This window comes from Kitasatospora sp. NPDC101108, from assembly GCF_055584725.1.
Genome location: NZ_JBVJLM010000002.1, coordinates 146,705 through 165,502, shown reverse-complemented (window position 1 = coordinate 165,502; position 18,798 = coordinate 146,705). Strand labels below are relative to the sequence as shown.

Annotated in this window: 17 protein-coding genes; 7 read left to right on the top strand and 10 right to left on the bottom strand. The window is 73.4% G+C overall.

The features are described 5' to 3' along the window. Nucleotides 1-110: 110 nt before the first annotated feature. From ACZ6Z8_RS05510 to ACZ6Z8_RS05495, 4 genes are all read right to left on the bottom strand, one after another. Nucleotides 111-863 carry a hypothetical protein gene (locus tag ACZ6Z8_RS05510; protein WP_465606625.1) on the bottom strand — a complete coding sequence of 251 codons (753 nt, stop codon included), beginning with the start codon at nt 861-863 and terminating at the stop codon, nt 111-113. A 202-nt stretch (nt 864-1,065) separates the two neighbouring features. Beyond that, the gene (locus tag ACZ6Z8_RS05505; RefSeq protein WP_465606623.1) at nt 1,066-1,800 is read right to left on the bottom strand and encodes an alpha/beta hydrolase; all 735 of its coding nucleotides are present in this window, start codon (nt 1,798-1,800) and stop codon (nt 1,066-1,068) included. Between the two features lie 248 nt (nt 1,801-2,048). Further along, nucleotides 2,049-4,559, bottom strand: coding sequence for an ATP-dependent helicase HrpB (gene hrpB, locus ACZ6Z8_RS05500; protein ID WP_465606621.1), 2,511 nt, complete (start codon nt 4,557-4,559; stop codon nt 2,049-2,051). 5 nt (nt 4,560-4,564) lie between these two features. Continuing rightward, nucleotides 4,565-5,437 (bottom strand): class I SAM-dependent methyltransferase, encoded by an 873-nt coding sequence (locus tag ACZ6Z8_RS05495; protein WP_465606619.1) that lies wholly within the window; start codon nt 5,435-5,437, stop codon nt 4,565-4,567. A gap of 414 nt (nt 5,438-5,851) precedes the next feature. Here ACZ6Z8_RS05495 and rpsA point away from each other — a divergent pair, with 414 nt between their 5' ends. Together rpsA and ACZ6Z8_RS05485 are read left to right on the top strand one after the other, a co-directional pair. Further along, the gene (gene rpsA, locus ACZ6Z8_RS05490) at nt 5,852-7,342 is read left to right on the top strand and encodes a 30S ribosomal protein S1 (protein ID WP_238740199.1); all 1,491 of its coding nucleotides are present in this window, start codon (nt 5,852-5,854) and stop codon (nt 7,340-7,342) included. A 224-nt stretch (nt 7,343-7,566) separates the two neighbouring features. Then, nucleotides 7,567-9,795, top strand: a complete 2,229-nt coding sequence (locus tag ACZ6Z8_RS05485; RefSeq protein WP_465606617.1) for an MMPL family transporter — start codon at nt 7,567-7,569, stop codon at nt 9,793-9,795. 3 nt (nt 9,796-9,798) lie between these two features. On the opposite strand, the gene ACZ6Z8_RS05480 is transcribed toward ACZ6Z8_RS05485, so the two are convergent. Next, nucleotides 9,799-10,230 carry a MarR family winged helix-turn-helix transcriptional regulator gene (locus ACZ6Z8_RS05480; protein WP_465606615.1) on the bottom strand — a complete coding sequence of 144 codons (432 nt, stop codon included), beginning with the start codon at nt 10,228-10,230 and terminating at the stop codon, nt 9,799-9,801. A gap of 61 nt (nt 10,231-10,291) precedes the next feature. On the opposite strand from ACZ6Z8_RS05480, the gene ACZ6Z8_RS05475 reads away from it, so the two are divergent. The 3 genes from ACZ6Z8_RS05475 (at nt 10,292) to ACZ6Z8_RS05465 (ending at nt 12,390) form a co-directional block, all read left to right on the top strand. Beyond that, nucleotides 10,292-10,936 (top strand): MBL fold metallo-hydrolase, encoded by a 645-nt coding sequence (locus tag ACZ6Z8_RS05475; RefSeq protein ID WP_465606613.1) that lies wholly within the window; start codon nt 10,292-10,294, stop codon nt 10,934-10,936. Between the two features lie 32 nt (nt 10,937-10,968). Next, nucleotides 10,969-11,568, top strand: a complete 600-nt coding sequence (gene coaE / locus ACZ6Z8_RS05470; protein WP_465606611.1) for a dephospho-CoA kinase — start codon at nt 10,969-10,971, stop codon at nt 11,566-11,568. Between the two features lie 282 nt (nt 11,569-11,850). Further along, nucleotides 11,851-12,390 (top strand): GNAT family N-acetyltransferase, encoded by a 540-nt coding sequence (locus ACZ6Z8_RS05465; protein ID WP_465607471.1) that lies wholly within the window; start codon nt 11,851-11,853, stop codon nt 12,388-12,390. A gap of 16 nt (nt 12,391-12,406) precedes the next feature. On the opposite strand, the gene ACZ6Z8_RS05460 is transcribed toward ACZ6Z8_RS05465, so the two are convergent. Beyond that, nucleotides 12,407-13,135: a CTP synthase C-terminal region-related (seleno)protein gene (locus tag ACZ6Z8_RS05460; protein ID WP_465606609.1), complete on the bottom strand. Its 729-nt coding sequence runs from the start codon at nt 13,133-13,135 to the stop codon at nt 12,407-12,409. A gap of 70 nt (nt 13,136-13,205) precedes the next feature. On the opposite strand from ACZ6Z8_RS05460, the gene ACZ6Z8_RS05455 reads away from it, so the two are divergent. Together ACZ6Z8_RS05455 and ACZ6Z8_RS05450 are read left to right on the top strand one after the other, a co-directional pair. Beyond that, nucleotides 13,206-14,105 carry a LysR family transcriptional regulator gene (locus ACZ6Z8_RS05455; RefSeq protein ID WP_465606607.1) on the top strand — a complete coding sequence of 300 codons (900 nt, stop codon included), beginning with the start codon at nt 13,206-13,208 and terminating at the stop codon, nt 14,103-14,105. A 128-nt stretch (nt 14,106-14,233) separates the two neighbouring features. Further along, nucleotides 14,234-14,791: a hypothetical protein gene (locus ACZ6Z8_RS05450; RefSeq protein ID WP_465606605.1), complete on the top strand. Its 558-nt coding sequence runs from the start codon at nt 14,234-14,236 to the stop codon at nt 14,789-14,791. A gap of 169 nt (nt 14,792-14,960) precedes the next feature. On the opposite strand, the gene ACZ6Z8_RS05445 is transcribed toward ACZ6Z8_RS05450, so the two are convergent. The 4 genes from ACZ6Z8_RS05445 to ACZ6Z8_RS05430 all read right to left on the bottom strand — a co-directional run bounded on the left by ACZ6Z8_RS05445 (nt 14,961) and on the right by ACZ6Z8_RS05430 (nt 18,784). Next, complete coding sequence (locus tag ACZ6Z8_RS05445) at nt 14,961-15,764, bottom strand: hypothetical protein (protein WP_465606603.1); 804 nt, start codon at nt 15,762-15,764, stop codon at nt 14,961-14,963. A 641-nt stretch (nt 15,765-16,405) separates the two neighbouring features. Next, complete coding sequence (locus tag ACZ6Z8_RS05440) at nt 16,406-17,671, bottom strand: alpha/beta hydrolase (RefSeq protein WP_465606601.1); 1,266 nt, start codon at nt 17,669-17,671, stop codon at nt 16,406-16,408. Between the two features lie 101 nt (nt 17,672-17,772). Further along, a complete protein-coding gene (locus ACZ6Z8_RS05435) occupies nt 17,773-18,297 on the bottom strand; it encodes a DUF6879 family protein (RefSeq protein WP_465606599.1) in 525 nt (174 codons plus the stop codon). Between the two features lie 10 nt (nt 18,298-18,307). Next, nucleotides 18,308-18,784 (bottom strand): hypothetical protein, encoded by a 477-nt coding sequence (locus ACZ6Z8_RS05430; protein ID WP_465606597.1) that lies wholly within the window; start codon nt 18,782-18,784, stop codon nt 18,308-18,310. Nucleotides 18,785-18,798 lie beyond the last annotated feature (14 nt).

The window sequence follows — 18,798 nt, the reverse complement described above, 5'->3', positions numbered from 1 at the left end:
TGACTGCTCCGGGGTTCGCCGGCGCGTGCCGGGTCGGGGACCGCGCAGGTGGGCGGTGTTGCACGGGAAGTCGGCGGGCGACTTCCCGTGCGTGGCGGGGGCGGCGGGTCTCAGTGGATGAGGAGGGCCTTGACGCCGGAGAGGATCGGGACGAACTGGTACCGCCCGTCGCCCTGGCCGCAGGAGGGCGTGGTGTCGGGGGTGTTGGAGATGTTCGTCCCGGCCCTGAACCGCCCGTCCCCGCTCGGGCCGAAGGTCGTGATGTGGTCGCGGTAGCCGTCGAAGTAGTACATGCACTGGTGCAGGTTCAGGTACCGCCCGGCGGTCAGGTCCAGGGGCGTGACGCTCGACAGCAGGGGGATGGGGTGGTCGGTGCCCCCGCCGCCGCAGCTGACCGCGGTGTCACGGGTGTCGGAGACGTTGGTGCCGGCGACGAACTTGGCGTCGGTGGTCCCCACCACCGTGGTGAGGTGGTCGAGGTCGAAGTCGCTCCAGAACATGCACTGGTGCAGGTTGAGGTAGCGGCCGGACGTCAGGTCGTACGGTTCGGCGGCCGTGTAGACGTTGGGCTCGTACCTCCCGTCCCCGGGGCCGCACACGGCGTTGGGGACGGGGGTGTCGGAGACGTTCGTCGCCGCGCTGAAACGCCCGTCGAGGCTCGGGACCAGGGTGGTCATGAGGTCGAAGGTGGGCTGCCCGAGCGGGCTGCTGTAGACGCACTGGTGCAGGTTGAGGTAGCGGCCGGCCGGGGCCTGCGGTGCGCCGTGGACGGCCGGGGTGGCGACGGCGGGGGCCGGGCCGGCCAGTGCGGTGACGAACAGGGCGGCGGCGCCGAGCGCGGCGGAGCGGGGGGCGAGGCGCATGGGTCCTCCGGGGTGGGGGTCCGGCCGCTCCGAATGAGTGGCCGGCAAGCAGGAGGTTTCCCGGGGCGTCGGGCGGCCCGGGGCGCTGAGCTCGCAACTTCACCTGAAAGGACCGGGCGCCACGCCGGAGCACAGCGGCGGAGCGCCGGGATCCGCCCTCGTCGAGCAGATCCCGGCGGACAGGCCTACCGCCTGCCGGGCGTCACTTCAGGTGCCGGGTGAAGAACTGGGCCGCGGCGTCCCCCGCGAACCGCGGGACTCCGGTGTGCCCGCCCATGTTGGCGTGCAGGGTCTTCTCCTTGGAGCCGAAGGCGTCGAACAGCTCCAGGGCCGCCTGCCGGTCGTTCCCTTCGTCGTCCCACTGCAGCAGGACGTGCAGCGGGATGGTGACCTGGCGGGCCTCCTCGACGATGGCGCGAGGCACGAAGCTCCCGGCGAAGAGGCCGGCGGCCACGATGCGCGGCTCGACCACCGCCAGGCGGACGCCGATGGAGATCATTCCCCCCGAGTACCCGACGGGGCCGCCGATCTCGGGCAGCGACAGCAGGGCGTCCAGGGCGGCCTGCCATTCCGGGACCGCCTGGTCGACGAGCGGGAGGACGAGGGCGTCGATGATCTCCTCGCTGACCGGTTCGCCGGCCTCCATGACCCGGCGCAGGTCGGCGCGGGCCTGTTCGACGGCGGCCCATCGGGGCCGGTCGCCGCTTCCGGGGAGCTCGATGGTGGCTGCGGCGAAGCCGTCCGCCACCGCCTGCCGGGCCCGGGCCGCCAGCCGGGGGTGCATCCTGTGCAGCCCGAGCGGGGGGTGGCCGAGCAGGATCAGCGGCACCGGTGCGGACGCGGATGCGGGCGTCCACAGGATGCCGGGGATCTCGCCGAGGGTGAACGCGCGCTCGACGAGACCCTCGTCGAGGTGCTGTTCAGAAGTGAAATGCATGGTCGTGCCTTTCGGGAGTGCTCATGACGGCGCTCCCGGACGACCTATCGCCCGACCGTGACCCCGGAGGGGAGCACCCATGTCGATACTGCGTTCACGGGTACCACCTCCTTGTTCTCTCGCACGGCCTCCCCGGAAACGTAGCAGGGGGCTCGGTGGTCCTCCAAACGGTTTTCCGGGCCGGCTCCGCGGCCGAGGAGTGCTCGTGAGCAGCGCCGGGCGCGAAGGGCTTCTCGCGCTCCTGAGGGTCAGTTCCTCGGGTTGGTCCGGCGGGTGGGCTCTGCCGTGGTCGGGTCCTCCGGCCAGGGGTGGCGGGGGTAGCGGCCCCGCAGATCCGCGCGGACGGCGTGGTAGCCGTTCTGCCAGAAGCTCTCCAGGTCGCCGGTGACGGCGGCCGGGCGGCCCGCGGGGGACAGCAGGTGGATGGTCAGCGGGACGCGGCCGGCAGCCAGGGCGGGGGTCTTGGCCCAGCCGAAGAGCTCCTGCAACTTGACTGCCAGCACCGGGCGTTCGGTGCTGTAGTCGACTCGTATCTTCGAGCCGGACGGCACGGTGATCCGCTCCGGCGCGAGTTCGTCCAGGCGTCCCGCTTCGCCGGTGGCCCAGGGCAGCAGGCGTTGCAGGGCGGCGGTGGTGTCGATCTGTGCGAGGTCGGCACGGCGGCGGGCGCGGGAGAGTTCGGGTTCCAGCCACTCGTCGGCGCGTTCCAGTAGCGCCGCGTCGGAGACGTCCGGCCAGGGGTCGCCGAGGGCGGCGTGCAGGAAGGCGAGACGCTCGCGCAGGCCGGGGGAGGGCCAGGTCAGCAGGGCGCTGACGCCCTCCCGGGAGAGGCCTTCGAGGAGGGCGGCGCGGACGAGCGAGGAATCCGGGCGGTCGAGGGGCTTCTCGGCGAGCTCGATGGCGCCGAGGGCTTCGAGCCGGCGGGAGACGACGTCGTTCCGGCGGGTGTCCCAGCGGACCTCCTCGCGCGGGGCGAGCAGGGCCGCGCCGGCCTGGCGGGCGGTGTCCTCGTCCAGGGCGGCGGCGTGCAGGATGCGGGCCGAGTGCGAGCCGGCCGGGCGGTCGGCGACCGCGACGGCGAGCCAGGGCAGCGCGCCGAGCCGGGTGTCGGGGGCGAGTTCGGCGGCCGTTCCCGAGGCCATCAGGTACGGGCTGCGCTCGCCGGGCGCGGGCCGCTCGACCCGGGCGCGGGCGATGCGTTCGGGGAAGGCGAGGGCGACCACGAGGCCGGCGGCCGTCGCGTCGGGCAGCGCGGTGGCGGGTTCGTCGGAGGTGGCGCGCAGGAGGCGGCGGACTTCGTCGCGCCAGCGTCCGGCGTACGGGTCCTTGGAGGTGCGCACGGTCCGCCAGACCGCGTTGAGGTCGTCGCCGAGGGCGCGCGGGGGCTCCTCGGAGAGCAGGGCGACCACCTCGGCGGCCCGCCGCGCGCCGACGGCGGGAGCCCCGTCGACCAGGGCGCGGGCGAGCCGCGGGTGCAGCCCGGTGCGAGCGAGCCGCACACCGCGCGGCGTGGCGCGCCCGTCGGGGGAGACCGCGCCCAGGGCGACGAGGGTCTGCCGGGCCGCGGCCATCGCCCCCGCGGGCGGAGCGTCCGGCAGGGCGAGGCCGGTGGCGTCCGGGTCGCCCCAGCAGGCGGCCTGGAGAGCGAACGAGGTGAGGTCGGCGAGCGCGATTTCCGGGGTGGGGAACCGTGCCGCCCGCGCGTCCTCGGCCTCGTGCCAGCAGCGGTACACCGTCCCCGGGGCCTCGCGTCCCGCACGGCCGGCGCGCTGGCGGGCGGCGGCGAGCGAGGCCCGTACGGTGACGAGTCCGGCGAGGCCGCGCGCGTGGTCGGTGCGGGGTTCGCGGGCGAGGCCGGCGTCGACCACGACGCGCACGCCGGGCACGGTGAGCGAGGACTCGGCGACGGCGGTGGCGAGGACGACCCGTCGGGAAGCGGACGGAGTGAGGGCGGCGTCCTGGACGGCCTGCGGCGCACGCCCGTGCAGCTGGAGCACCTCGGCCGCCACACCGCCCAACTGGCCCGCCACCCGGGCGATCTCGCCGACGCCGGGCAGGAAGCAGAGCACGTCCCCGTCGCGTTCCGCCAGAGCCCGCCGGACGACCGCCGCGACGTGGTCGAGCAGCGCCGGGTCGACCCGCGTCCCGTGCGCGGGCCGGACGGTGCGCGGCGGGGGCGCCTGGACCACGTCCACCGGGTGGGACACCCCGTGCGCCTCCACCACCGGCGCACCGCCGAGGAGTTCGGCCCAGGCCCCGGTGTCGGAGGTGGCCGAGGCGCAGACCAGCCGCAGTTCGGGTCGCAGCGCGGCCCGGACGTCCAGCAGGAAGGCGAGCGCGGTGTCGGCGTCCAGGTGTCGTTCGTGGCACTCGTCCAGGAGGACGACGTCCACCCCGGGCAACTCCTGGTCGCGCTGGAGCCGTTGCAGCAGCACGCCGGTGGTGACCACCTCGACGACCGTCTCCGCGCCGACGCGACGCTCCCCGCGCACGGTGTAGCCGACCCGGCCGCCGACGGACTCGCCGAGCAGCCAGGCCATCCGCCGGGCGGCGGCCCGTACGGCGAGCCGGCGCGGTTCGGCGACCAGGACGCGCCGGACGGCACCCGGATCCAGCAGCCCCGCCAGGGCCAGCGGCACCAGCGTCGTCTTGCCGGTGCCGGGCGGGGCGGCGAGGACGGCGGTGCCGTCCGTGTCGAGCGCCTCGTGCAGGGCGGGCAGGGCGGTGCGGACCGGCAGTTCGCGCCACGCGGGGTTCACGGGGCTCAGCCCCGTTCGGTGACGAAGATCGCCGTGCCGGGGATCAGCCGCCCGCGCAGCGGGGACCAGCCGCCCCACTCCTGTTCCAGCCCGGCCGGCCACTCGGGCTCGACCAGGTCGATCAGCCGGAAGCCGGCGGCGACGAGTTCGCGGACCCGGTCGCCGAGGGTGCGGTGGTGTTCGACGTAGGTGGCGTTGCCGTTCTCGTCCTGCTCGACGTAGGGGGTGCGGTCGAAGTAGGAGGACATCGCGGTGAGTCCCTCGACGCCGGGCTCGTCGGGGAAGGCCCAGCGGATCGGGTGGGTGACCGAGAAGACCCAGCGCCCGCCGGGCCGCAGCACCCGGTGCACCTCGCGCATCAGGCGCTCGGTGTCGGCGCTGAACGGCACGGCGCCGTAGGCGGAGCAGGCGAGGTCGAAGGAGGCGTCGGCGAAGGGCAGGACGGCGGCGTCGGCCTGGACGACGGGGACGGGCGCGGTGCCGCGGCCGAGGTCGATCCGGCGGGAGTGCTGGAGCTGGCGGTAGGAGATGTCCAGGGCGACGGGGCGGGCGCCGCGGGCGGCGAGCCAGCGGGAGCACTGGGCGGCGCCGGCGCCGATCTCCAGCACGTCGCGGCCCGCGACGTCACCGAGCAGACGGGCGTCGGCCTCGTCCAGGCCCTCGGGGCACCAGGTGAAGCGGTCGTCGCCGAGGAACTCGCCGTGCTCGTCCTGGTACTCGTCGGCGTTGCGGTCCCACCAGTGTCGGCTCGCCCGGCTGCTCTCCCCGAGCCCGGCCGCGCGCCGTACCGCGTCGTCGCCGGTGTCGTCCTCGTCGACGGATGGGTCAAGATCGTGAAGGGAGGACTGGGGGGTGGTGGCCACGGTGACAATGCCCATCGCGTAGGGTATGGAGTGCGGAAGCGCCGCTGCCGCGAACCGGCCCCTCTCGGGGGCCGGATCCTGGCGGTGGCATCCGGGGAAGGGCCCCTGCGAGCGCCACCGCGAGGTGCGCAATCGGAGGATATGGCCTGATCCGTACCGGGCTCCACCGTCTTGCCTCTCTTGGCGTTGACCGTGCCTGGCCGTCCCCGTATGCTACAAGTTGCGCTGCGGGCCTGCGCGCCTCGGACGGAGCAGGTCGCGCTCGCATCTGTCGAAGACCCCACGGTCGCAAGACGGACGCCGGTTCTCGTTGTCACGGGATCACCGGTGCGCCGTGTTCTTGGCTGTCCGGCTTTCGGTGGGAGCGATACGGGCCCTCCGCGTGGCATTACCTACGACTTTCATGTCCGTACCGGAGCCCTTTTCCTAATGACGAGCCCCACCGACTCCTCCCTCAGCACCACCCCGCAGGTCGCGGTCAACGACATCGGCGACGCGGACGCGTTCCTCGCCGCGATCGACGAGACCATCAAGTACTTCAACGATGGCGACATCGTCGAGGGCGTCATCGTGAAGGTCGACCGTGACGAGGTCCTCCTCGACATCGGTTACAAGACCGAGGGCGTCATCCCGTCCCGCGAGCTCTCGATCAAGCACGACGTTGACCCGCACGAGGTCGTCGCCGTCGGTGACAACATCGAGGCCCTGGTTCTCCAGAAGGAGGACAAGGAGGGTCGTCTCATCCTGTCCAAGAAGCGCGCTCAGTACGAGCGTGCCTGGGGCACGATCGAGAAGATCAAGGAAGAGGACGGCATCGTCACCGGTACCGTCATCGAGGTCGTCAAGGGTGGTCTCATCCTCGACATCGGCCTCCGCGGCTTCCTCCCGGCCTCGCTCGTCGAGATGCGTCGCGTCCGCGACCTCCAGCCCTACGTGGGCAAGGAGCTTGAGGCCAAGATCATCGAGCTGGACAAGAACCGCAACAACGTGGTCCTGTCCCGCCGTGCCTGGCTGGAGCAGACCCAGAGCGAGGTCCGCCAGACCTTCCTCACCACCCTGCAGAAGGGCCAGGTGCGCTCCGGCGTCGTCTCCTCGATCGTCAACTTCGGTGCCTTCGTGGACCTGGGTGGCGTCGACGGCCTGGTGCACGTCTCCGAGCTGTCCTGGAAGCACATCGACCACCCGTCCGAGGTCGTCGAGGTCGGCCAGGAGGTCACCGTCGAGGTTCTCGACGTTGACATGGACCGCGAGCGCGTCTCCCTGTCGCTGAAGGCGACCCAGGAGGACCCGTGGCAGCAGTTCGCCCGTACCCACCAGATCGGCCAGGTCGTTCCGGGTAAGGTCACCAAGCTGGTTCCGTTCGGTGCGTTCGTCCGCGTGGACGAGGGCATCGAGGGTCTGGTCCACATCTCCGAGCTGGCCGAGCGCCACGTCGAGATCCCGGAGCAGGTCGTCCAGGTCGGCGACGAGATCTTCGTCAAGGTCATCGACATCGACCTGGAGCGTCGTCGCATCAGCCTGTCGCTCAAGCAGGCCAACGAGGCCCTGGGTGCCAACCCGGCCGAGGTCGAGTTCGACCCGACCCTGTACGGCATGGCCGCCTCGTACGACGACCAGGGCAACTACATCTACCCGGAGGGCTTCGACCCCGAGGCGAACGACTGGCTGCCCGGCTTCGAGAAGCAGCGTGAGGAGTGGGAGCGCCAGTACGCCGAGGCGCAGGCCCGCTTCGAGCAGCACCAGGCCCAGGTCATCAAGAGCCGCGAGGCCGACGCCGAGGCCGCTGCCGAGGGTGGCGACGCCGTCGCCGCCGCCGCCGGTGGTTCCTACTCGTCCAGCAGCGACGAGGGCTCGGGCGCCCTGGCCTCCGACGAGGCCCTGGCCGCCCTGCGCGAGAAGCTGGCCGGTGGCCAGAGCTGAGGCTCTCGCCCCCCGCTAGCTGACAGCTAGGGAACGGGCCCCATCCGGATTCGTCCGGGTGGGGCCCGTTTCGCGTTTCCCGGGCCGGCGTGCGGCCTTCGTTTTCCGGTTTGACTTATGTGCGGTTTATGTGTAGGGAAATGTGAGATGAGGCTCATCGCCCTGCTATAGGCCGGAGTTCGGGTTGCACCTACATTGAGTGGAACTGCCCGAAAGGCTCCTCCATGCGCAACCCCTCCCCCGCCGCCCCCACCACTGTGGTCGGCGGCCGGCTCGCCGCGATCGGCCGGTTCTGTTTCCGCCACCGCCGTTGGGTGCTCGGCTTCTGGGCCGCCGTCCTGGTCGTCGGGGTGCTGATCGGCGGCCGGGTCTTCGAGGGGTCGGTGGCCGGGGCCTCCTCCGCCACCGCCGAGGCCGACCGGGGCAGCGCGGTGGTCGCCGCGGCCGATCCGGCCAAGGGCACGGTCACCGCGGTGGTCGACGGCAAGCCGGTGGACGACCCTGCCGTGCGCGCCGCCGTCCAGCGGGCCACCGCCGGGATCGCCGCCCTGCCCGGGGTCTCCGGCGTCCAGGACGCGTACGGCCCGGGCCCCGGCCCGGCCGCGCTGCGGGCCACCGACGGGACGGCGAGCCTGGTCACCGTACGGATGGCCGCCGACGCGAGCTCCGCGCAGACCGACACGGTCACCCACCGGCTCGCCGCGCTGGACGGAACGGGCGGGGCGCACGTGACCGTCGGCGGGGACCTGGTGCTCCAGCAGGAGGTCAAGAAGCAGACCGAGCAGGACACCCGCTTCGGCGAGATGGTGACCCTGCCGCTCACCCTGGTCGTGATGGTGCTGGTCTTCGGCGGTCTGGCCGCCGCCTCGCTGCCGGTGATCGGCGCCGTCGCCTCGGTGGGCGGGGCACTGCTGGCCATGTTCGGATTCAGCCGGATCATGGACATCGACACCAGCGTGCTGCCGATCGCCACCGTGCTGGGGCTCGGGCTGTCGATCGACTACGCGCTGCTGATGGTGAACCGTTTCCGCGAGGAACGCGGCCACGGCGCGGGCATCGCCGCCGCCGTCGAGCGCACCGCCGCGACCGCCGGGCGCACCGTCGCCTTCTCCGGGCTGACCGTGGCCGTCGCGCTGTCCGGACTGTTCGTCTTCACCAGCCCGGTGCTGGGCGCCGTCGCCGCGGCCGGGGTGAGCGTGGTGGTGATCGCGGTCGCCGCGGCGCTGACCCTGGTGCCCGCGCTGCTCGGCTTCGCGGGCTCGCGGATCAGGACGCCGAGCGCGCCCGTCCCGGACGAGGGCTTCTTCAGCCGGACCGTCCGCCGGGTCCGCAAGCGGGCGGTGCTGGTGACGCTCGCCGCGGTGGCGCTGCTGATGGCGGCCGGGGCGCCCTTCCTGCACGCCGAGATGCGCAGCTCCGGCGCGGCCGTGCTGCCCACCTCCTCGGCCGGGCGGCAGGTCGCCGAGGCGGTCGACCACCGCTTCCCGCAGGTCGCGGCCGCGCCGATCACCGTGGTGGTCGAGGGCGGAGCGAAGGTGGCGCAGGCGTACGCGGACGACGTGGTCGCCGAGCTGCCCGGAGTGAGCGGGGTGCGGGCGGTGACGCCGGTCGGCGACAAGGTGTCGACGGTGGACGTGCTGGTGCACGGGGACCCGCAGGGCGACACGGCCAAGCGGGTGGTGGACGAGCTGCGGGCCGACCGGGGCGGGCTGAGGACGTACGTCACCGGCGGCGCGGCCTCGGTGGTGGACTTCAAGGACGAGCTGCTGTCGCGCGGGCCGTGGGCGCTCGGCCTGGTCGCGGCCGGGACGCTGTTGCTGCTGTTCCTGATGACCGGCTCGGTGGTGATGCCGGTCAAGGCGCTGCTGATGAACCTGCTGTCGCTGGGTGCCTCGCTCGGCGCGCTGACCCTGGTGTTCCAGGACGGGTGGCTCAGCGGGCTGCTCGGTTTCAGCCCGACCGGGGGGCTGGAGACCTTCATCCCGGTGCTGGTCTTCGCCTTCGCCTTCGGGCTGTCGATGGACTACGAGGTGTTCCTGCTCGCCCGGATCAAGGAGCTCACCGAGCGCGGGCACGGCTGTGTCCGGGCGGTGGAGCTGGGCGTCCAGCGCAGTGGTCGGATCATCACCTCGGCGGCGCTGCTGATGGTGATCGTCTTCGCGGGCTTCGCGCTCGGGGACATGCTCATGGTCAAGCAGATGGGCATCGCGCTGGCGGTGGCCGTCGCGGTGGACGCCACCCTGGTGCGCTGCCTGCTGGTGCCCGCCGCGATGAGTCTGTTCGGCGAGTTCAACTGGTGGGCGCCCGCTCCGCTGCGGCGGCTGCACCGGCGGTTCGGGCTGAGCGAGCACGTCGACCTGCCGGAGATCGAGCAGCCGGTGATCCCGGCACAGGCGCAGACGCAGACGGAGCGGCCGGAGCTGGTCGGGTCCGGGTCGGGGCAGACGCCGTAGCGGTCAGCTGAGGCGCTGGAGCAGGTCGACGCTCACGCGCAGCTGGGCCTGTTCCTCGGCGCTGAGGCGGGTCTCGATGGCGGTGGCGATGTGGTGCTCGCGGCGGGCGCGCTGGTCGAGCAGGGCGGCGCGGCCGGCCTCGGTGGCGGCGATCAGCTGCTTGCGGCCGTCGGTGGGGTGGGGCTGCTGGGCGACCAGGCCGGCTTCGGTCATCAGCGCGACGGTGCGGGCCATCGACTGGTGGCGCACGCGTCGGCGGTCGGCGAGTTCGGCGACGGTGTAGGAGCGTTCGTCGCGGACCAGCAGGCCGAGCACGGCGGCCTGGTTCGGCGGCAGGTCGTCGCTGTCGCGCAGGGTGCGGACCAGGCTGCCGAGGGCGGTGCGCAGGTCGGCGGCGAGGTCAAGGGTGTCCGGGTGCGGGGCGTCGCTGGTCATGGGAGAAGTCTATCCGGAAGATATGCAGCAAGACTGTACAGTCGTGCTGTATGGTTTCGGCATGCGAATCACCAAGTTCGGACACGCCTGCGTACGCATCCAGCACGACGACGCCACCCTGCTCGTCGACCCCGGCGCCTTCACCGACCCCGCCGCACTGGCCGGGGCGGACGCCGTCCTGATCACCCACGAGCACATGGACCACTTCGAGGAGTCCCGGCTGCGCGCCGCGCTGGAGGCCGACCCCGCCCTGCGGGTGTGGACCAACGACGCCGTCGCCGCCCAGCTGGACGGCCTCGGGCAGCGGGTCACCGTGGTCGGCGAGGGCGACGCCTTCGAGATCGGCGGGGTCGGCGTCTCGGTGCACGGCGAGTGGCACGCGGTGATCCACCCGGACGTCCCGCGGGTGAAGAACATCGGCTTCCTCTTCGACGGCCGGCTGTTCCACCCCGGCGACGCCTTCACCCTGCCGCCGCACGCCGTGGAGACGCTGCTGCTCCCGCTCGCGGCGCCGTGGAGCAAGGCCTCCGAAGTGATCGACTACGTCCGGGAGTCGGGCCCCCGCCGGGCCGTCCCGGTGCACGAGGCGACGCTCAGCCCGATCGGGCAGATGGTGGCCACCCGACTGCTCGGGCCGGACGGGCCGGGCGTGGGCGGCGCGGAGCTGGTGGTGCTCGGGGAGAGCGAGAGCCTGGAGCTGGGCTGACGGCCCCGGTGCCGCGCCGGTAGCCTGACGCCATGCTGAAGATCGGACTGACGGGTGGCATCGGCGCGGGCAAGAGCGAGGTGTCCCGGCTGTTCGCCGCGCACGGCGCGGTGATCGTGGACTCCGACCTGATCGCCCGCGAGGTGGTCGCCCCCGGGACGGACGGCCTGGCGGCCGTGGTCGCCGAGTTCGGCCCGCAGGTGCTGCGGGAGGATGGCACGCTGGACCGCCCGGCCCTCGGGGCGATCGTGTTCGCCGACCCGGAGAAGCTCCGGGCGCTCAACGCGATCGTCCACCCGCTGGTGCGGGCCCGTTCCGCCGAACTGGAGGCGGCCGCCGCACCGGACGCGGTCGTGGTGCACGACGTGCCGCTGCTCACCGAGAACGGGCTGGCCCCGCTGTTCGACCTGGTCGTGGTGGTCGACGCCGACGACGAGGTACGGGTGGAACGGCTGGTGCGCTTGCGCGGGATGGCCGTCGAGGAGGCCCGGGCCCGGATGGCCGCGCAGGCCTCGCGGGCGGACCGGCTGGCGATCGCCGACCTGGTGATCGACAACGGCGGGTCGCTGGAGGCGCTGGCGGCGCGGGTCGACGAGGTGTGGGCGGAGCTGGTGGAGCGGGCCGCCGCGTAGCGGCCGCCTCCGTTCCGGCCTCAGACCACCCTGAGCGGCAGTCGGGCCCGGGCGGCGAAGCCGCCCTCGGGGGTCGGGCAGCGGTGGCGCGAGGAGGTCGTCGGCCGGCTGGTCGGTGGGCTGGCGCAGGAGGGGCATGCCTCCACACCCGGGGCGCCCGGGATGATCTCCGGGCCGAGGTGGCCGGTATCGAGTGGCCCGTATCGAGTGGCCGGTATCACCGGTACCGGGCGGCCGGGACGGGACTTGGACGCCGCACCCGTGGGAATGGAGCATGGCGTGATGAATGATCGTTTTTCTGCGGGACCGCTGGCCGTCGAGCGGCTGGAGGAGTACTCCCGCGCCCATCAGGAGGAGATCCTCGGCCCGGGCGAGGATCCGTACGGCGTCGCCTACACCGGCTTGACCTTCCGGCCCAAGGAGATCCACTTCGGCGTCCGGGCCGCCGACGGCCGGCTGGTCGCCCACACCGGGCTGCTCCCCGTCCCGCTCACCGTCGGCGGCACCGACCTGGCGGCGGTGGGCGTCGGCGGGGTGTGCGTCGCCGCCGAGCGGCGGGGCGAGGGCCTGGCGCACGCCGTGGTCGGAGCCGCCGTGGACCACGGGCGCGCGCTGGGCTTCCGGTACGCGCTGCTGTTCTGCCGCCCTCCGCTGGCGATGTTCTACCGGGGGCTCGGCTTCCGCGAGGTGGCCGAGGAGGTGACGGTCGAACAGCCGGAGGGCCGGCTCGCGGTGATGCCGCTGTGCACCATGTGGCGGCCGCTGGCGGCGGACGCCGGGTGGCCGGAGGGGCCGGTGCGGCTGCGTTCACTGCCGATGTGACGGGGCCGCCGACCGGTCAGACGGGCGTCGCCTCGCCGAGCGCCGCGTGGGCGACGGCGGCCTCGGCCAGGGCGCGGATCATCGGGTGGGCCCGGGTGCCGTCGCCGGACAGCTCGGGCTGGAACAGCGAGGCGAGGAAGAACGGGTGCCCGGGCAGCTCCAGGATCCGGACCTGGCCGGACCCGTCCGCCCCGCTGAAGCGCAGCCCGTGGGCGCGCAGCCGGTCCAGGTAGTCGGCGTTGAGGCCGTAGTTGCAGTGGTAGCGCTCCATCGTGCCGGTGGCGCCGAGGGCGCGCTCGGCCAGGGTGCCGGGGGTGATCACGACGGCGCCCTCGTGGCCGACCAGAGAGCAGGCGAGCGGCACGATCACCTGCTGCTCGCGGTCCGGGTCCTGCTCGCCGTGGACGGCCTCGCCGAGGTCGCAGACGTTGCGGGCGTACTCCAGCACCGCGTGCTGGAACCCGGCGCAGGTGCCGAGGAAGGGGATGCCGCCCTCGCGGGCGGTCCGGATCGCGGCCAGGGCGCCGGCCTCGCTGCGGTACGGGCTGCCGGGCAGCAGCCAGATCGCGTCGAAGCCGTCGAGCGCGCCCGGCGCCCCGGCGTCCTCGGTGGGGATCCAGTAGGCGTCCAGGACGAGTTGGTCGCGCTCGGCGAGGGCGTCGAGCAGACCGGGGATGCGGGCGTGCGAGCGGACGGCGGGGGAGCGGTCGCCGACCAGGGCGACCCGCGGGGTCAGGTAGGTCATGCGGCTATCCTGGCCCCGCACCCGAGATCAGCGCCAACGATGATTTCTTACCCGTCGATCAGAACGGTTGATGACCGCCGTGGATCCGCAGCAGCTGCGCACCTTCGCCACCGTCGCCCGGCTCGCCTCCTTCTCCGAGGCCGCCCGGGAGCTCGGCTACACCCAGTCAGCGGTGTCCCAGCAGATCGCCGCGCTGGAGGCGGACCTCGGTACCGCCCTGCTGGTGCGCCGACCGGTCGGCCCGACCGTGGCCGGGCGGCGGCTGCTGGAACACGCCGTCCCGCTGCTGGTCCGGCTGGAGGCGGCGCGCGCCGACGTCGCGCGCCTGGCCGATGCCCCCAGTGCCCGACTGGTGCTCGGGGCAACCCCGTTGGCGGTCGGGGTGGCACTGGGGCGCGCGCTCGGCGAGGTGCGCCGGGCGTACCCGCTGGTGGAGCCGGTGGTCCGGGTGCTCGCCCAGGACGTGCTGGCGGCCCGGGTCGCCACCGGCGAGGTCGACCTCGCGCTGATCGACGGGCTGGCCGCGCCCAGCGACCCGCTGCCGCTGCCCGAGGTCGGCCCGCTGACCACGGTCGCGGTGGACGAGCGGCCCGTCGCCGTCGCCCTGCCCGCCGGGCACCCGCTGGCCGGACGCGCCGGACGCGCCGGACTCGCCCTCGCCGACCTGTCGGCCGCGCGCTGGCTGGACGCCCCCGACCTCACGCCGACCGCGGCCCGGCTGCGGGCCGCCACCGGCACCGACGGCTTCCGTCCCGCCACCCGCTACCGGGGCACCGATCTGCACGGGCTGCTCGCGCTGGTCGCCACCGGGCACGGGCTCACCCTGCTTCCCGAGCCGGTGGTGGCCGGGGCGCCCGGGGTCGACCACGCGCCGATCGCCGCGCCCCGGCTGGTGCACCGCACCGAACTCGTCCACGGCAGCCTGCCCGAGGGGCCGGCGGCGCTGCTGGCACGGCTGCTGGTCGACTGACGCGCGGGCGGATGTGGAGGGGTGGTCACCACTCGTTCACGTCCCGGGGCTGACGGTGGCCGCGCGAACGGTGCTGTCATGGGCACAGTCGCCCGGCGATCGGCCGGGCCGGCCCTGGAGAGCGCCCCATGATGCTCCGTCAGCGTCTCACCGTCGTCGCCGCGGCGGCCGCCCTCGCCGCCGCCGGGCTCGCCACCGGCACCGCGCAGGCCGCCGTCCCGGCCCCGCACGTGGCCGCCAAGTCCGGCACGCTCGCGGCGAGTTGCTCGCAGGCGTACCTGCCGCTGCCCGACCCGGCCTGCACCCCCGGCGCGTACAACCCGGACGTCACCCAGGCCACCATCGGCCGGACCATCTGCGTCTCCGGCTGGACCGCCACCGTGCGCCCGTCGACCAGCTACACCAACGCGCTGAAGGTCCAGCAGATAGCCCGGTACGGCTACTCGGACACCAACCTGTCGGACTACGAGGAGGACCACTTCGTCCCGCTGGAGCTCGGTGGCGCGCCGCGCGACCCGCGCAACCTGTGGCCCGAGCCGCGCTACGGCAACGAGCCCGCGCAGAGCAAGGACTCGGTCGAGACCAGACTGAAGAACGCGGTGTGCGCCCACAAGGTGACGCTGGACGCCGCCCGGAGCGCGATCGCGAGCGACTGGACCACGGCGCTCAGCCGCCTGGGGCTCTGAGCCGGCGGGCAGTGTGATGCCGCCCGGTCCGTCCGGTCCCCTGTGCCGGACGGGCCGGGCGGCCGTCTGTGTGGGTGGTGCGGGGCCGCCGCGGTCGGCGGCCCGTCGTGCGGGTCAGCCGCCCGTCGTGCGGGTCGGCCTCCCCGTCGTGCGGCTCGGCCGCCCGGATCTAGTAGCAGCCGGGAAGGGCCTCGCAGAGCGCGGACGTCATGCCGGTGCCGACGTACTTGTCGTCGGGCGCCTTCCAGGCGTCCTTGGGCTGGGCGCCGCCCTTGGTGGTGGCCCAGACGGACAGTTCGCTGATCGTCCCGCCCGCGTTGACCACGTACTCGTGCAGGGTGACGGTGGAGCCGTCGGCCTGCGGAACCGTCACCGTGGCGGCGAAGTCCGGTGCGTCGGCCGCGCTGCTGACCTTCACGGTGGCGCCCGGTGCGGACTTGGCGCAGTCCTTGACGGCCGCGACGAGGTCGTCCTTGATGACGCCGGTGGTCTGACCGGTGCCGCTGCTGTGGGTCGGGTCACCCCAGAAGAAGAGCGTCTGCTGGGCCGTCCAGCGGTCGCCGCCGAAGCCCACCGAGGCCTTGGCCTTGGCGGTGCCCCCGGTGAACAGGAACTCCTCGCCCTTGGGGAGCGGGGAGTGGCACAGCTCCATGCCCTTGAAGCCGACCGCTCCGGTGACCGGCTTGGCGTTGGCGGCCAGCGGGGCGTAGTGGTAGGTCTCGTCCATCGGGATGCTCTTGGTGTCCATCCAGGCCTTGGCCGGGATGCCGCCCTTGGCGTCGGGCTTCGGCGTGCTTCCCCCGGTGGCGGGAGCGCCGGTGGGCGCCGGGCCGGTCGCCGCGGTGCCGGTCGGTGCGGGGGCGGCGGTCTTGCCGCCGTCCTGGCCGCCGTTGTTCGGGCCGCAGGCGCTCAGGGCGCCCACGCAGAGCAGGGCGGCGGCGGTGGCGGTGACCAGTCGGGTGCTGCTGCGCAACTGACGATTCCTCGCGTGTCCGGTGTCGTGGTTCCGGGCGAAGGCCGGGGACGGCGGCGCTGCGGCCGCCCGTCCTCGCCGCCCGGCCGACCCGTGGCTGCGGGCACTCGGCATGGCTGTTCCTCCCCCGTTTCGTGCTGCCGTCAGGCCCCCTGGCTCCGCAGCTCACCGCTGGTCTGAGGGTTGGTCAGACCGGGCGCTGCGTCGACGGCGGACGAAACTTATGCCACGGGGGCGCCGGGAGCAAAGCGGGATTCCCGCCGGGTGCCGGGCGAGTGCGTCAGTTGCAGCGGGCTGGTGGGGAACATGTGTGCGGCCGCGGCGGAAGCGATGGGCGGAGCACGGCCGCGGCCGCCGGATCCGGCCGCCCCCGGACCCCGCGGATCCCTTGCCGGGCGCACGCTCCGGCGGTGGATCGTACCCGTCCGGAGCGCCACCCGCCCGGCCCGCCGACCCGGCCGACACCAAGGCTTCCTCCCGGCCGCGGACGGGTGTGATCCCACCCACGGTCCGTGTCGTGACGTCCGCTCAGGGTGGCGGTTCGGGTGCGCCCGGTACCGAATCCGGACGGAATCCGGACCGGGCTGTTACGACCGGAGCGCGTGCCGGCCGTTACGGCTGGAGACGGCCGCCCCCGGACGTTACGGCTGGGGGTGGGTGCCCGGGACGCCGAGTTGGGCGGCGAGCCAGGGGAGGGCCTGGGTGAAGGTGGCGGCGCCGGTCTGCCAGGTGTGCTTGCCGGAGCCGACGGTGGAGGTGGTGCGGATGCCGTCCCTGTCGGCGGCTGCCTTCAGGGTCTTGGCGGCCTCGATCTGGCCGTGCTCCTCGTCGCCCTGGCCGAAGTAGCCGGAGACGCCCTGGTACTTGGGGTGGTGGGCGAGCACGGTCAGCGGGTCGTGGGCGGCCCAGGCCGCCGCGTCGCCGCCGTACAGCTCCTGGATGGTGTGGTCCTTGTCGCCGATGTACGGGCCCTTGTCGCCGGAGAAGTCGCCGAAGTGGGTGAAGCGGTTGGGGTGTTCGACGACCAGGTCGACGGCGCAGGTGCCGCCCATCGACCAGCCGGCCACGCCCCACTTGTGGGGGTCGGTGGCGGCGTTGAACGTCTTCTGGATGTACGGCGGGACGTCCTTGAGCAGGTGGCTCTCGGAGTTGCCGTGCGGACCGTCCACGCACTCGGTGTCCACCCGGAAACCTCCGGTGGCGTCCACGAAGACGAGGATCGGGGCGAAGCCGTTGTGCTTGGCGGCGAACTCGTCGGCGGTCCTGACCGCGTTGCCGGAGCGGATCCAGTTGTCGGGCGCCGCGAACTCGCCGCCGATCATCTCCAGCACGGGCAGCTTGGGCCGGCTCTGGCTGCGGAACCAGGCGGGCGGCAGGTAGACCAGCTCCTGGCGGTGGGCGAAGCCGCTCGCGGTGTCCGGGATGTCGACCTGTACGATGCGGCCCGTCCTGGTCTTGCCGTGGATCGAGCCGAGTTCGGCCAGGGTGATCTGGTCCGGCAGCGGCTGGCCGCTGAGTTCGCCGATCGCGTCGTCGATCGTCGGGTAGTAGCCGGTGGCGATGTTCACGCTGTTCGCGGCGCAGAACAGCGCCAGCAGCACGGTCGGTGCCACCAGCAGCCGCCGCCACCACCTGGCGCCGCGCCAGCCGAAGCCCAGCACCGAGAGCGCCGCGATCGCCACCCCGCTCCACAGCCACACCCCGTACGGGATCGGGTCGGTGATCCCGCTCAGGGTGAGCACGCCGACGGCGAGGACCGCGGTGATCGCCAGCGCCGTCCCGAGCGCGATCGGCCCCCACTTGCGCTGCCAGTTCCGGTCCCGCCAACCCGCCGCCGCCACGAACAGGGCGAGGGCGGCGGCCTGCACCGTCCAGGGGAACCAGCCGTCGAGCAGGGAGACGTTCATGCGCGGAGGCTAGGCGCGGCGGATGAGAAGGGGGTGAGAAGGCTGACCGTCCGCTGACCGGCTGCTGGGAGCCGGCTGGGAGGTGAGCCGGGGGCGCGGGTTCAGACGGTGAAGCGGTCGTGCGGGGTCCCGCGCTCCCAGACGGCCTCGAAGGCGGTGGAGACCGTCTTCACCAGGGCGGGGTCCTCGGTGAACTCGTGGCCGGCCCAGGCGCCGTCGCCGGTGAACCAGTGGAAGAGGACCAGGCGGTCGTCGATCAGCCAGAGGTCGTTGCCGGGCAGGGCGAGGTCGGAGGCGAGACGCCGGGGGAGCCAGCGGACCTGTTCCCCAGCCGCGAGGTTGGCGGTGGTGAGGGCGTGCTCCCAGCGGATGTAGTCCGTCACGGGCTCGGAGACGATCCGGGCCCGGCGCAGGACGACGCCCCGGGCGACGGTCTCGCGCACCAGGGGCAGCCAGCCGGCCCAGAAGGCGGAGTCCGGGTCGAGGTCGACGGCGCCGGAGCGCCTGAACTCCTCGAAGGCGGCCGCCTCTTCGGCGACGCCGTAGACGTCACGCATCTCCAGGTGGACGGCCGTGCGCCGCGCGCCCCTCAGCAGGGCGGAGAAGTCCGGCACGTTCTGCGTCATCGCACACCTCTCACGGGGTGGTGGGATCGGGCTCGGTGCGGCGGGCGGAGGCGAGCAGAGCGGCGCGGTCCCGCCACCACGGCAGCAGCTGCACGACACCGAACGTCGCCTCCAGGACGAAGAAGAACCACAGCACCCGGGTGGCGCCGTGGGCCAGCGCGTACGCCTGCCACGAGGCGAACAGCGTACGCGCGATTCCGTCCAACAGGCCGTGCAGCGCCCGCGGTTGGAGGATTCGCAGGAGCGCCCAGACCACCACGACCGAGCCCATCAGGTTCGCGTACAGGGTCTGGAACGGGTCGAGGGCGGGCAGGGCGCCCAGCCCCGACCAGGTGCCGAGCGAGGACAGCGCGCCGTGCAGCAGCGCGTACGTCCACGGGGTCGCGAATCCCGCGGTGACGACGAGGTCGTACCAGGCGCTGGCACGGACGAGGCGGATGTAGGCGGCGGCGCGGGGAGGGGCGAGCGGGGCGGGCTGGTGGGTCATGAGGGGGCTCCTGC

Excerpts from the sequence above, each read along its gene's own strand:
- ACZ6Z8_RS05510 (WP_465606625.1), bottom strand. The coding sequence starts at position 863 with ATGCGCCTCGCCCCCCGCTCCGCCGCGCTCGGCGCCGCCGCCCTGTTC.
- ACZ6Z8_RS05505 (WP_465606623.1), bottom strand. The coding sequence starts at position 1,800 with ATGCATTTCACTTCTGAACAGCACCTCGACGAGGGTCTCGTCGAGCGC.
- ACZ6Z8_RS05495 (WP_465606619.1), bottom strand. The coding sequence starts at position 5,437 with ATGGGCATTGTCACCGTGGCCACCACCCCCCAGTCCTCCCTTCACGAT.
- rpsA (WP_238740199.1), top strand. The coding sequence starts at position 5,852 with ATGACGAGCCCCACCGACTCCTCCCTCAGCACCACCCCGCAGGTCGCG.
- ACZ6Z8_RS05485 (WP_465606617.1), top strand. The coding sequence starts at position 7,567 with ATGCGCAACCCCTCCCCCGCCGCCCCCACCACTGTGGTCGGCGGCCGG.
- ACZ6Z8_RS05480 (WP_465606615.1), bottom strand. The coding sequence starts at position 10,230 with ATGACCAGCGACGCCCCGCACCCGGACACCCTTGACCTCGCCGCCGAC.
- ACZ6Z8_RS05475 (WP_465606613.1), top strand. The coding sequence starts at position 10,292 with ATGCGAATCACCAAGTTCGGACACGCCTGCGTACGCATCCAGCACGAC.
- coaE (WP_465606611.1), top strand. The coding sequence starts at position 10,969 with ATGCTGAAGATCGGACTGACGGGTGGCATCGGCGCGGGCAAGAGCGAG.
- ACZ6Z8_RS05465 (WP_465607471.1), top strand. The coding sequence starts at position 11,851 with ATGAATGATCGTTTTTCTGCGGGACCGCTGGCCGTCGAGCGGCTGGAG.
- ACZ6Z8_RS05460 (WP_465606609.1), bottom strand. The coding sequence starts at position 13,135 with ATGACCTACCTGACCCCGCGGGTCGCCCTGGTCGGCGACCGCTCCCCC.
- ACZ6Z8_RS05455 (WP_465606607.1), top strand. The coding sequence starts at position 13,206 with ATGACCGCCGTGGATCCGCAGCAGCTGCGCACCTTCGCCACCGTCGCC.
- ACZ6Z8_RS05450 (WP_465606605.1), top strand. The coding sequence starts at position 14,234 with ATGATGCTCCGTCAGCGTCTCACCGTCGTCGCCGCGGCGGCCGCCCTC.
- ACZ6Z8_RS05440 (WP_465606601.1), bottom strand. The coding sequence starts at position 17,671 with ATGAACGTCTCCCTGCTCGACGGCTGGTTCCCCTGGACGGTGCAGGCC.
- ACZ6Z8_RS05435 (WP_465606599.1), bottom strand. The coding sequence starts at position 18,297 with ATGACGCAGAACGTGCCGGACTTCTCCGCCCTGCTGAGGGGCGCGCGG.
- ACZ6Z8_RS05430 (WP_465606597.1), bottom strand. The coding sequence starts at position 18,784 with ATGACCCACCAGCCCGCCCCGCTCGCCCCTCCCCGCGCCGCCGCCTAC.